This is a genomic window from Dyella sp. SG562 (assembly GCF_011759495.1).
In the GTDB taxonomy this organism is placed as follows: domain Bacteria; phylum Pseudomonadota; class Gammaproteobacteria; order Xanthomonadales; family Rhodanobacteraceae; genus Dyella_D; species Dyella_D marensis.
Window position 1 is genome coordinate 18,739 of sequence record NZ_JAAOYS010000008.1, and the last position, 12,593, is coordinate 31,331.

Consider the following 12,593-nt stretch of genomic DNA (forward strand, 5'->3'; position numbering starts at 1 on the left):
AGCGCACCGCTCCGGTGCTTTAGCCCCTCTCCCGGAGGGAGAGGGGTTGGGGTGAGGGTACGGGCGGAGCGCAAGCGTGATGTGCACCGCTCCGCCCGAACCCTCATCCGGCTGCCGCCACCTTCTCCCCGTGCACAAATGGGTGAACGGGGAGAAGGATTCCAGATCGAAAACTCACGACTACATCGGAACTTTTCATGCAGAGAAGCGCAACGTTCCCCTACTGGTCCGCCTTGGCGGTGTTGCTGCTTCTGGCTGGCCCTGCCGCAGCCGCGCAGCTAAGCACGCAATCACTTGAGCAAGGTTGGCAGTTCCACGTCGCGCCGAAATCGGCCGAGGCCAAGGCCCACCCCGAAGCCGCCGAATGGCGCGCCGCCGAAGTACCGGGCAGCGTGCAGACCGACCTGCTCAAGGCCGGCGTCATCACCGATCCGTTCTATCGCGACAACGAGGCGCGCCTGCAGTGGATCGGCCTGGCCGACTGGGATTACCGGCTGAGCTTCAAGGCCGACCCGGCCACGCTCAAGCGGGGCCACGTGGAGCTGGTGTTCGACGGGCTCGACACCTATGCCGACGTCACCCTCAACGGCCGCAAGCTGATCGCCGCCGACAACATGTTCCGCCGCTGGCGCGTGCCGGTGAAGGGCGCGCTGCGCTCCGGCGAGAACAAGCTCGAAGTGCACCTGCATTCGCCGATCGCGCGCCTGCAGCCGTGGCTGCTCAAGCAGCCGTATGCGTTGCCTGGCGAGTTCGATTCGGCCTTCGGCGACGAGCCCAAGGGCAAGCAGAGCGCCAACTACATCCGCAAGGCCAACTACCAGTACGGCTGGGACTGGGGCCCGCGCTACGTCACCCTCGGCATCTGGCAGCCGGTGCGGCTGGAAAGCTGGGACGACGTGCGCATGAGCGATGTCCACATCGCCCAGCAGCACGTCGACGCCGACGTGGCCGAACTGCACGCGGAAGCGAACGTGCAGGCCGACCAGGCCGGCAAGGCGAAACTCACCGTGAGCTGGTCCGACCCCGACGGCAGCCGCCAGCAGGCCAGCCAGGACGTCGAACTGCGCAAGGGCGACAACGCGCTCAGCCTGCCGATCCGCATCGAGCATCCGCGCCGCTGGTGGCCGGTCGGCTACGGCGCGCAGGACATGTACCGCTTCGAGGTCGCCCTGAGCCGCGACGGCGCCACCCTGGCCGCCGCCAGCCGCGCCACCGGCCTGCGCAGCGTCGAGCTGCGCCGCGACAAGGACCCGTGGGGCCGCGGCTTCGCCTTCGTGGTCAACGGCGTGCCGATCTTCGCCAAGGGCGCCAACCTGATTCCGTTCGACAGCTTCCCCAACCGCGCCACGCCCGAGCGCATGGCGCAGATCCTGCGCTCCGCGCGCGACGCCAACATGAACATGCTGCGCATGTGGGGCGGCGGGCATTACCAGAGCGATGCGTTCTACGAGGAAGCCGACCGGCTGGGCCTGATGATCTGGCAGGACTTCATGTTCGGCGGCGCCATCCCGCCCTACGACGAAGCCTTCCGCGAGAACACGCGCATCGAAGCGGTGGAGCAGGTGCGCCGCCTGCGCGACCACCCCAGCATCGTGCTCTGGTGCGGCAACAACGAAGTGCAGACCGGCTGGGAAGCCTGGGACGACCGCAAGAAGTTCAGGGCCTCGCTGGCGCCGGACGAACTGGCGCGCATCGAAAACGGCATGAAGGAGCTGTTCGGCGAGACCCTGCGCAGCGTGGTGCGCGAGAACGCGCCCGACGTGCCGTATTGGGCCAGCTCGCCCAGCACCGACTACGAAGGCCCGGCCAACCAGCTCACCGACGGCGACTACCATTCGTGGAGCGTGTGGTCCGGTTCCAAGCCGATCGAGCATTACTTGAGCGAAACGCCGCGCTTCCAGTCCGAGTACGGCCTGCAGTCCTTCCCGGTGATGGCCACCGTGCGCGCCTTCGCCGAAGAGCGCGACCTGGAGCCGAACTCGCCGGTGATGCGCGCGCACCAGAAGTTCGCCAACGGCGACGGCAACGACCGCCTGCTGCTGTATATCCGCAAGTATTACGGCGAGCCGAAGGATTTCGAATCGTTCGTGTACCTGAGCCAGGTGATGCAGGCCGAGGGTATCGAGCTGGCCGCCGAGCATCTGCGCAGCGTGCGGCCGCAGGCGATGGGTTCGCTGTATTGGCAGTTGAACGACGTGTGGCCGGGGGCGTCCTGGTCCAGCGTGGATTACTTCGGCCGCTGGAAGGCGCTGCAGTTCCACGCCCGCCGCTTCTATGCGCCGGTGCGCGTGGTGGCCGTCCATAACGACGGGCGTAGCGACGTGTTCGTGGTCTCCGATCGCACCGAGCCGTTCCAGGCCACCTTGCGCAGCCGCGTGATGAGCATGGACGGCAAGGTGCTGCGCGAGAGCAAGCAGGCGCTCAAGGTGGCGCCCTTGGCCAGTGCCAAGGTGGCCAGCCCCACCGACGCCGAACTGCTGCGCAAGGCGGACCCCGCCGGCAGCTTCGCCGTGTACGAACTGGTGGACGACAAGGGCCGGCTGCTGTCGCGCCACCTGCTGTTCGCCAAGCCGCCGATCGAACTGAAACTGCCCGATCCGGACCTGAAGGCCGAGCTGCGCGACAACGGGCAGGGCGGCCTGCTGGTGGTCAGCGCCAGGCGCCTGGCGCGCGAAGTGTGGGTGGATTTCGGCACGCTCGACGCCGCGCCGGAAGACAACGCCTTCGACCTGCTGCCCGGCGAGACACGCGAACTGCGCATCACCAGCGAAGCCGGCATCGATGCCCTGCGCGGCGCGCTGCATGTGCGCTCGCTGGCCGGCGCCACCAAGGGAGACGCCAAGCCGTGAATGCCAACCGCCGCGATGTATTGAAGATGATGTCGTTCGCGCTCGGCGCCGCCGCGGTCGGCGGCCCGGGCCTGATGTCCACTGCGCGCGCCGCCGCCGGCGGTTTCGTCAGCAAGCGTCCGCCGCTGGCCAGGCGCAAGTTCACCAGCAAGGCGGTGGAGCAGGTGATCGCGCGCACCAAGGCCAGGATCGCCGATCCGGAACTGGCCTGGCTGTTCGAGAACTGCTATCCCAACACGCTCGACACCACGGTGGAGCTGGGCACGCTGCGCGGCAAGCCGGATACCTTCGTGGTCACCGGCGATATCGACGCGATGTGGCTGCGCGACTCGTCGGCGCAGGTGTGGCCCTACGTGCCGCTGGCGAAGCAGGACGCCGATCTGCGCCGGCTGTTCCGCGGCCTGATCCGCCGCCAGGCCGTGTGCATCGCGATCGATCCATACGCCAACGCCTTCCTGCCCGATCCCACCGCCAAGACCAACCTGGACTGGGCGCAGCACGACGTCACCGACATGCGCCCCGGCGTGGCCGAGCGCAAATGGGAAATCGATTCGCTGTGCTATCCGGTGCGCCTGGCCACGGCGTACTGGAAAGCCACCGGCGACCGCGAACCCTTCGACGACGAGTGGCGCGCCGCGATGCGCCTGGTGGTGCAGACCTTCCGCGAGCAGCAGCGCAAGGACGGCCCCGGGCCGTACCGTTTCCAGCGGCAGTCGCTGATTCCCACCGAAAGCCTGTTCCTGGGCGGCTACGGCAGCCCGGCCAGGCCGGTGGGGCTGATCCATTCGATGTTCCGTCCTTCCGACGACGCCTGCCTGTATCCGCTGTTCATTCCCGCCAACCTGTTCGCCGTGCACGTGCTGCGCGAGCTGGGCGCGATGACGCAGAGCCTGTTCAACGACGCGGCTTTTGCGCAGGAGTGCAAGACGCTGGCCGACGAAGTGCAGCAGGCCGCCGAAAAGTACGGCGTGATGCGCGACGAGCAGGGCAGGGAGTTCTGGGCCTACGAAGTGGACGGCTACGGCAACCAGCTGTTCATGGACGACGCGAACGCGCCGGGCCTGCTCAGCCTGGCGTACCTGGGCTGCTGCCCGGTGGACGATGCGCGCTATCGCCGCACGCGCGAGCTGGCGTGGAGCACGCGCAATCCGTATTTCTTCTCGGGCAAGGCCGCCGAAGGCGTCGGCGGTCCGCATGAAGGCCTGCGCATGATCTGGCCGATGTCAATCATGATGCGCGCCTTCACCAGCACCGACGAAGCGCAGACGCGCCAGTGCCTGCAGTGGCTGAAGACCACGCATGCCGGCAGCGGCTTCATGCACGAGGCTTTCGACCAGGACGATCCGGCGCATTTCACCCGGTCCTGGTTTGCCTGGGCCAATACGCTGTTCGGCGAACTGATCGTCGAATTGGCGCAGCGGCAGCCGGCCTTGCTGCGCGCTTGAGGCGTATCCTGCTTTCCCCCCTCCATCCCCCTCTGGAGTTTTCCCCATGGTGACACGCAGGCGATTCCTGCAAGGCGCAGTGGCCGCGGCCCTGCTGGGCAACCGGCTCGATCCTTTCAATGGCATCGCCCAGGCGCATGCCGCCGGCGCCAAGGGCGGCGGCGCGGGCGAAGCCGCCACCGGCGTGTCGCGCTACGTGGACGTGTTCATCGGCACCGGCGGCCATGGCCATACCTTTCCCGGGCCGTCGCTGCCGTTCGGCATGGTGCAGCTCAGCCCCGACACCTATGACGCGCAGTGGGACGCCTCGTCCGGCTACCATCAGGGCGACGGCTCGATCATGGGCTTCTCGCATACGCACCTGAGCGGCACCGGCGCGGCCGACATGCTCGACGTGCTGGTGATGCCGTGCACCGGTCCCGTGCGCCTGCAGCCGGGCGACCGCGAATACCGCGGCACCAATTACCGCTCGCGCTATGACGGCGTGCCGCCGACCAATACGCCCTCGCCGTCGCGCCAGGGCCAGCCGGCCACGCGCGGCTACCGCTCGCGCTACGACGTCGCCACCGAGCATGCGCATCCCGGCTATTACCAGGTGCAGCTGAAGGATTACGACGTGCTGGCCGAGCTGACCGCCACGCTGCGCGCCGGCCTGCACCGCTACACCTTCCGCGGCAAGGACGAAGGCCATCTGCTGATCGACTTCGCGCATGGCTTCCACGACGACCCGGCCAAGCCGACCAAGGTCAGCGACGCGAGCTTGCGCCTGGTCGGCAAAGACACCCTGGTCGGCAGCCGCCGCGTGCACCAGTGGGCGAATGGCCGCTATATCCATTTCGCGCTCAAAGTCTCGCGTCCGTTCGACAGCGCGGTGCTCTACAACAACGATGCGCCGCTGGCCGGTGCGAAAGATGCCAGCGGCACCAATCTGAAGGCCACGCTGCACTACAAGCAGCCGGGGCAGGCGCCGCTGCTGGTGAAGGTGGGCATTTCCGGCGTGGATATCGACGGCGCGCTGCGCAATCTCGATGCGGAAGTACCGGGTTGGGATTTCGACGGTGCGCGCCATGCCGCTGAAGCGGCGTGGGAGCAGGAGCTGGGCCGCATCCGCGTGGATGCCGCATCGGAAGACACCAAGAAGGTGTTCTACTCCGCGCTGTACCACACCATGCTCGCGCCCACGCTGTTCAGCGACGTGGACGGCCGCTACCGCGGCATGGACCTGAAGATCCACCACTTGCCCGAGGGCAGCCACAACTACAGCACCTATTCGCTGTGGGACACCTACCGCGCGGCGCATCCGCTGTACACGCTGTTCCAGGCCGAGCGCGTGCCCGACCTGGTCAACGGCCTGCTGCGCATGGCGGCGGAAAGCCCCGACGGCCCGCCGGTATGGCCGCTGCAGGGCGTGGAGACCGGTTGCATGATCGGCTACCACTCCGCGGTGGTGGTGTCCGAGGCGGTGGCCAAGGGCTTTGCCGGAGTGGACCCGAAGCAGGCCTGGCCGCTGTTCCGCAAGCGCGCGATGGAGGACGACTATCGCGGCCTGGCCTATTACCGCAAGCTCGGCTACATCCCCGCCGACAAGGAATGGGAAGCCGTCAGCAAGACGCTGGAATACGCCTACGACGACTGGGCGCTGTCGCACCTGGCCGACGCCGCCGGCGCGAAGGACGACGCGGAAGCGCTGCGCAAGCGCTCGCGCAACTACCGCAACGTGTTCGACAAGAGCGTGGCCTTCATGCGTCCGCGCGGCGAGAACGGCCAGTGGCTGGAACCGTTCGATCCGCGCAGCATCGGCCACAGCAAGCAGTGGCGCGACTTCACCGAGTCCAATGCCTGGCAGGCCACCTTCCTCAACCAGCACGACCTGTACGGCTACATGGAACTGTTCGGCGGCCAGCCCGCGTTCGAGCGCAAGCTGGACGAACTGTTCACCACCAGCTCCGAACTGCCGGCCGATGCCCCGCCGGATATCGCCGGCCTGGTCGGCCAGTACGCGCACGGCAACGAGCCGGGGCATCACATGGCGTACCTGTATGCCTACACCGGCGCGCACTACAAGACGCAGTCGCGCGTGCGCATGCTGCTCACCGACATGTACCGCGCCGACCCCGACGGCCTGGCCGGCAACGAGGATTGCGGGCAGATGAGCGCGTGGTACGTGCTCGGCGCGATGGGCCTGTATCCGGTGGACCCGGTGAGCACGCATTACGTATTCGGCAGCCCGGTGCTGGACCGCGCGGAAGTGGATATCGCCGGCAAGAAGCTGGTGGTGGAGGCCAAGGGCAATGCGGCGGACAGCCCCTATATCCAGTCCGTCACGTGGAACGGCAAGCCGTGGAGCAAGAGCTGGATCGCGCATGCGGATCTGGCGGCTGGGGGCACCTTGGTGTTCCAGATGGGGAAGGTGCCGAACAAGCAGTTTGGCGCGGCGCCGGGGGATCGGCCGCCGTCGTTTGGGGCGGTGATGAAGGCGTAAGTTCAAACTCGAGCTCTTCTCCCCGCCGGGGAGAAGATGCCGGCAGGCAGATGAGGGGCGGGTGCTCGCGTCAGAATATCTACGAAGCGTCGCTCGGCTTTGCGCTTCTGCTTCATCGCTCCGTAGGCCCCCCTCACCCCAACCCTCTCCCCAGCGGGGAGAGGGGGTTCAGCGCTTCAGTGCTTTTCGTGCGATTCCTCATGCCCCCGCGGCGCCTGCGCATGCCCGCCACCCTGCTGCGGGCGATAAGCCGACATCGGCGCCGCGTGGTACGCCTGCGGCGCATAGGCATGTGACGGCTGCGCGCGCGGCATTTCCCGCTCACCCGCATACGAAGCGCGCTGCGGCGCCTCGTTGCGATAAGCCGGTGCGGTGTTGTGCATCGGCTGCGCCGGCCGTGGCGAGGCCATGTCGAGGCCACGCGGTTGCGGTGTCGGCGCACGGTTGGCATGAGGCGCGAAGGAGGCCGACGGCAGCGTGGCATGCGGCACGTGCGCCTGGAGGTTGGCCGGCGCCATCGCCGCATGCGCGGGCATCGCTTCGCGCGCGGCGAACGCACCGGCACGCGGCGTCGCTGCGATGGCGGGCGCACCGTGGTTCGCACTCGCGCGCAGCTCGCGGTTCTGCGCCGCCATGCTCATCTGCTGGCGCTGCGCCGCCACCGGCCCGCTGTGCTGCATGCGCGCGGCCTGCAGCTCCTGGGCATTGGCGCGCGCGGCGATGCCGCCTGGGCCGCCGTTGTAGCTGGTGCGGTTCACCGTGACGTTGTTGATCACCGTCTTGTTGTAGACGTTGGTGATGCGCGTGCTGACGTTGTTGACGCTGCGGTTGTAGTAGAAGCGGTCGCGGTTCCAGTAGCCGCCGGCATAACCGACGCCGGTGTAGCCGAAGCCGTAGTTGATGCCGCCGTAGAAGCCCACGCGCGGCCCCCAGTAGCCGGTATGGAACACGTACGCGCCGCCGCTCCAGCCCCACCAGGCCGGCGTCCACAGCGCGCCGGCGTAAGGCGGTTCAACCCAGGTGCCCGGCACCCAGAAATAACCGCCGTCGTCGTCGTAGGCCCAGTAGCCCGGCACCCACAGATAGCCCGGCGCGGGGATCGGCGGCTGCACGTAGACCGGCAGCGGCGGCGGGGCAATGTTGACGGAGACGAACACGCCGGCCGTCGCGGTGGAGGGCAGCGCCGCGGCGCCGCCGGCCAGCAGGGCCAGGCCGAGCAGGCTGTGCGACAGGCGGGTGCGGAACGGAATGCGGTTCGATGCGAAGGACATGGCAACTCCTCGTCAGCGGCGTCGTTGCAGTGATGAGAACGGCGCGGGAGGCGCCGCGCTGACCGCTGCGGGGGAGGAGTTCAGGGGCGGTTCCGCGCCGCCGCGCCGGGCGTTCATGTAGCGCCGCGCAGCGCAAAAAAAGACGGCGCCTCGCGGCGCCGTCTTTCGGGTGTTGCGTGCAACGCGCGGCTTACAGGCCCAGCGCGGTCTCCGCCTTCACATACGGCAGGCCGTGCGCCTGGGCCACCGGCTCGCACACCACCTTGCCGTCGATCACGTTCAGGCCGTTGCGCAGGTGCGCGTCGTCGGCCAGCGCCTTCTGCCAGCCCTTGTTGGCCAGGGCCAGGGTGAAGGGCAGGGTCACGCTGTTGAGCGCGAAGGTGGACGTGCGCGCCACGGCGCCCGGCATGTTGGCCACGCAGTAGTGCACCACGCCGTCCACCACGTAGGTCGGGTCGGAATGGGTGGTGGCGTGCGAGGTCTCCACGCAGCCGCCCTGGTCGATCGCCACGTCGACGATCACCGAGCCCGGCTTCATGGTGCGCACCATGTCGTGGGTCACCAGCTTCGGCGCGGCGGCGCCCGGCACCAGCACGGTGCCGATCAGCAGGTCGGCGCGGCGCACCAGTTCCTCGATGGCCGAGCGGGTGGAGAACACGGTGGAGATCGAGGTGCCGAACTGCGTGGCCAGGCGCTTGAGCGCGTCGGCGGAGCGGTCCACCACGGTGACCTTGGCGCCCATGCCCACGGCAATGGTGGCCGCATGGGTGCCGGACACGCCGCCGCCCAGGATCACCACTTCCGCCGCCGGCACGCCCGGCACGCCGCCGAGCAGCACGCCGCGGCCGCCCTGGGCCTTCTCCAGCGAATGCGCGCCCACCTGCGGGGCGAGGCGGCCGGCGACCTCGGACATCGGGGTCAGCAGCGGCAGCGCGCCATTGGCGGCGGTGACGGTTTCATAAGCGATGCAGACCGCGCCGGAGGCGATCAGGTCGTGGGTCTGCTCGGCATCGGGCGCCAGGTGCAGGTAGGTGAACAGGATCTGGCCCTTGCGCAGCTTCTTGCGCTCCACGGCCAGCGGCTCCTTCACCTTCACGATCATGTCGGCCTCGGCAAAGATCGCGTCCGCGCCGTCGACGATCCTGGCGCCGGCGGCGACGTAGTCGGCGTCGGTCAGCCCGGCGCCCAGGCCGGCGCCGGCCTGGATCAGCACTTCGTGCCCGTGGTGTACCAGTTCCTGCACCGACGACGGGACGAGGCCGACGCGGTATTCGTGGTTCTTGATCTCTTTCGGTACACCGATGCGCATGGCTGGGAATCTCTCTTGGGAGTGAGGTGGCGACTGGCTCCGGCACGGGCGCCGGAAGCACAGCAGTATGATCGGTGCGATGAGCAATTTCTCGCTCATTTGGGCAGGGTTGGCGCTAAGATGTCGAACCTGATTCGACGAATGGCCGAATGTCCGGATATTTATGCCAAGCCTCGATCCAAGCCTCGACGACCGCGACCGCGCCATCCTCAAGCTGCTGCAGGAAGACGGCCGCCTGACCAATCTGGAGCTGGCCACCCGCATCAATCTCTCTCCCTCGGCCTGCCTGCGGCGGGTGAAGCTGCTGGAGGAGTGCGGGCTGATTTCGCGCTATGTGATGTTGTTGGATGAGAAGGCCGCGGGGTTGGCCGGGACGGCGTTCGTGCTGGTGACGCTGGATCAGCAGGGGCGGGCGGCGCTGGATGCGTTCGAGGCGGCGATTCAGCGGCATCCGGAGGTGACGGAGTGTTGTTTGTTGGCTGGCGCCGCCGATTACATGGTCAGGGTGGTGTATGCGGATTCCGCGGATTTTGAGCGGATTCATACGGATATTCTTACGCAGTTGCCTGGGGTGGTGAGGGTGCAGTCGACGTTGGCGTTGCGTACGGTGAAGAGGACGACGGCGTTGCCGGTGTGATGTTTTTCGCGGGGCGCGACTCTTTGCTCGTCATCCTGGCGTGGGCCTCGCTACTCGTCATCCCGGCGTAGGCCGGACGAGCGCGTAGCGCGAAGAACGCCCGTAGGGCGGCCCCGAAGGGGTGAGCGAAGCGAATCATCCAGTAGCGACTAGGTGTGGTTGTCGCGACTTGGCCGCTTATGCAGCGGGCATTTCGGACGCCTGCCGGCGCCCGAGTTACTTTCTCTTTGCTGGCCCAAAGAGAAAGTAACCAAAGAGAGAATGGCCTAAGAGCCAAGGCTCGCGACGCGACTAGAAGGAGCAGTGGGCGGCTGCGGTAACTTGATTAACCTGGGTCTACACGAAACGGCAGTGCGTTTACGTAGCGGGTGCTTCAACGTGCCGTGGCCGAGAGGATTTTCAGGTGCTGGGGCCAGCTCTGGCTCTTCGTTCCTGCCTACCTCACCACTACACCCCTCTCCCCTCCGGGGAGAGGGCAGGGTGAGGGGCCGGGCGGAGCGCAACGTTAATTCTTGCCGTGGCGTAGGTTGGGGTGAGCCGCAGGCGAACCCCAACGTTACGGTACGCTTGGAGGTGCATTTACGGCGCTTTCCGTGCCGGCGTCAGCATCAACACATACGCCGCCGCTGACCAGCTGAAATTCGGCGACTGGTAGCCGTTGCCGGTCAACGGATCGTAGTTCTCATAAAACGGTGCCTGCGCCGTCAAACCGCGTGCATTGAGCACCAATCGCCGCGCCATCTCATCCGCCTGCTGCGCGTAGCCATGACGCCGCAGCGCTTCCATGCCGAAATACGCCTGGTCCAGCCACACCGGGCCGCGCCAATAACCCTTGATCGGCGAGAAGTGCGGATCGTCTGCAGCAAGCGTGGGAAACGGCATGCGCGTGGCGAACTTCTTCGGATCGAGCATCACCTGGCTCACCGCACGCGCCTGCGTAGCATCGGCAAGGCCGGCCCATAGCGGCGTCCAGCCTTCGGCGCCATACACGCGCACCGGCGAACGGTCGCTCAGGTGGATATCGAAGAAATAGCCGCGTTCGCGATCGAACATGCGTGTGCGCACCGCGGTCTGGATGCGCTCCGCTTCCTTCATCCACGCGGCGTGGTCGTCCACCTTGCCGAGCACTTCGGCGATACGCGCCAGGTCGATGGCTTCGCGATACAGATAGGCATTGAGATCGACCGAGGCCTGGTCCAGCGACCACGCGCCGGGGCCGTTCGGCAGCATCTTTGCGCCGTCGAAGCGCACGGCGTTGTCCATGCCGCTTTCCCAGGCGGCGGCGAGGCGGGTGCCGTCGGTGGAGCCGAATTCGGCCAGGCCGTCGTGGTCGTGATCGCGGGCGGTCCACCACCAGCGGTGGTAGCGGGCGAGCTTGCCGTACATCTCGGTGAGGAAGGCGCGGTCGGCGGTGGCGTCGTACACCGCCAGCACGGCCCAGGTGGCGAGAGGGGGCTTGGTGTTGCGCCAGTTGTTGTCCTTGGCGTCCAGGTAGACGCAGTCCGGCACCATGCCGTCGGGGCGCTGGCGGTCGAACATGGCGCGGATCTGGTCGCGGGCGAGATCCGGTGCGAAGCGCGCGAGGGCGGCGGCGTGCTTCCACGAATCCCAGGCCCAGAAGCCGTTGAAGTCGGGGTTGGAATACGAAGGGATTACGCCGTCGTGGCCGAGGTCGCCGCGTGCGGCGCGCCAGTTGGCGAGCAGGGTGGCTACGGCCTTGGTGGCGACGCGGCGGGCGTCGCCGTCGCTCACGCCGGCCAGGTGGGCGGTGTCGGCGAAGGCGAGGTAGCCGTCCCAGCGTGCGCGGTTGCGCCGCCATGCGTCGGCGTGGTCGACCAGCGGCGGCTGTTCGCGTGCGTTGTCGACCACCAGGGTCTGCTCGACGTACAGCGTGACGGGCTTACCCGCTTCCACATGCAGCGGGCCGGCCGGTTCCAGTCGATAGCGCGGCCCTTCCGCCTTCGCCGCCACCTCGCGTCCGGCGAACAGCCGCGTGGCGAGAAACGAGCGGCGACCCAGCGTCTGCACGATGCCGCCATCGTCCGCGCGCGGCGCGCCGCCCATCGCTTCGCCTTCCACCTGCAGATGCAGGTCGCGGCTTGCGGTTGCGCTCAGTTCGATGCGCGCGACGGCATGCCACGCGTCGGCGAAGAACAAGGTTTCGCGTACCGACAAGCCGCCACCGGCATGCGTGCGTTCCAGATAGCCGGGGCCGGCGTGGCTTTCCGTTGAAGCCAGCGCGATCGGCTTGCCCGAAATGCTCTCCAGCGTCCAGGCCGCGAAGCGCCGCCCCGCCCAGCGCCCGCCGTCGAGACTGTGCACGAACGGTCCGCTGAAGCCGGTGCCTTCGTCGCGCGCCGGCAGGCTGTAGCCGTGCCAGGCGCCGGCGTCGAAGAACAGGTTGAAGCGGCGGTCGGTGGCCGAGGTGGGCGTGCCGTGCAAGTCCAGCAGGTCGAGATAGCGCTCCGGCGCGCCAGCCTGCGCGCCTGGGGCGAGCGTGGCGGCCAGCAGCAGGGCGAACAGCGGTCGGCGCATCCGTGGGCACTCGTGGCGGGGAGCCGGCGATCTTTGCCGCAAACGCGGTGCGCTGTCCTGTGCCG

7 protein-coding genes are annotated in these 12,593 nt (G+C 67.7%); 4 read left to right on the plus strand and 3 right to left on the minus strand.

The window, feature by feature from the left end; genetic code table 11:
• The first annotated feature begins 197 nt into the window (after positions 1-197).
• From FHW84_RS15090 to FHW84_RS15100, 3 genes are read left to right on the plus strand one after another with little or no spacing between them, the layout of a single operon-like run.
• On the plus strand, positions 198-2,849 hold the full coding sequence (locus tag FHW84_RS15090; protein ID WP_167256802.1) for a glycoside hydrolase family 2 protein: 2,652 nt from the start codon (positions 198-200) through the stop codon (positions 2,847-2,849).
• A 26-nt stretch (positions 2,850-2,875) separates the two neighbouring features.
• A complete protein-coding gene (locus tag FHW84_RS15095) occupies positions 2,876-4,294 on the plus strand; it encodes a glycoside hydrolase family 125 protein (RefSeq protein WP_167256990.1) in 1,419 nt (472 codons plus the stop codon).
• A 46-nt stretch (positions 4,295-4,340) separates the two neighbouring features.
• On the plus strand, positions 4,341-6,776 hold the full coding sequence (locus tag FHW84_RS15100) for a GH92 family glycosyl hydrolase (protein WP_167256803.1): 2,436 nt from the start codon (positions 4,341-4,343) through the stop codon (positions 6,774-6,776).
• A 176-nt stretch (positions 6,777-6,952) separates the two neighbouring features.
• Here the strand turns inward: FHW84_RS15100 and FHW84_RS15105 are convergent, their stop codons facing one another.
• Positions 6,953-8,047: a YXWGXW repeat-containing protein gene (locus FHW84_RS15105; protein ID WP_167256804.1), complete on the minus strand. Its 1,095-nt coding sequence runs from the start codon at positions 8,045-8,047 to the stop codon at positions 6,953-6,955.
• Positions 8,048-8,237: 190 nt separating this feature from the next.
• Positions 8,238-9,356 carry an alanine dehydrogenase gene (ald, locus tag FHW84_RS15110; protein ID WP_167256805.1) on the minus strand — a complete coding sequence of 373 codons (1,119 nt, stop codon included), beginning with the start codon at positions 9,354-9,356 and terminating at the stop codon, positions 8,238-8,240.
• Positions 9,357-9,519: 163 nt separating this feature from the next.
• Here ald and FHW84_RS15115 point away from each other — a divergent pair, with 163 nt between their 5' ends.
• Positions 9,520-9,993: an Lrp/AsnC family transcriptional regulator gene (locus FHW84_RS15115; RefSeq protein WP_167256806.1), complete on the plus strand. Its 474-nt coding sequence runs from the start codon at positions 9,520-9,522 to the stop codon at positions 9,991-9,993.
• Between the two features lie 579 nt (positions 9,994-10,572).
• Here FHW84_RS15115 and FHW84_RS15120 read toward each other — a convergent pair.
• Positions 10,573-12,528, minus strand: a complete 1,956-nt coding sequence (locus tag FHW84_RS15120; protein WP_167256807.1) for a trehalase family glycosidase — start codon at positions 12,526-12,528, stop codon at positions 10,573-10,575.
• Between the last annotated feature and the right edge of the window lie 65 nt (positions 12,529-12,593).

Bases quoted from the DNA above. Each gene is read 5' to 3' on its own strand.
- FHW84_RS15090 (WP_167256802.1), top strand. From the start codon at position 198: ATGCAGAGAAGCGCAACGTTCCCCTACTGGTCCGCCTTGGCGGTGTTG.
- FHW84_RS15095 (WP_167256990.1), top strand. From the start codon at position 2,876: ATGATGTCGTTCGCGCTCGGCGCCGCCGCGGTCGGCGGCCCGGGCCTG.
- FHW84_RS15100 (WP_167256803.1), top strand. From the start codon at position 4,341: ATGGTGACACGCAGGCGATTCCTGCAAGGCGCAGTGGCCGCGGCCCTG.
- FHW84_RS15105 (WP_167256804.1), bottom strand. From the start codon at position 8,047: ATGTCCTTCGCATCGAACCGCATTCCGTTCCGCACCCGCCTGTCGCAC.
- ald (WP_167256805.1), bottom strand. From the start codon at position 9,356: ATGCGCATCGGTGTACCGAAAGAGATCAAGAACCACGAATACCGCGTC.
- FHW84_RS15115 (WP_167256806.1), top strand. From the start codon at position 9,520: ATGCCAAGCCTCGATCCAAGCCTCGACGACCGCGACCGCGCCATCCTC.
- FHW84_RS15120 (WP_167256807.1), bottom strand. From the start codon at position 12,528: ATGCGCCGACCGCTGTTCGCCCTGCTGCTGGCCGCCACGCTCGCCCCA.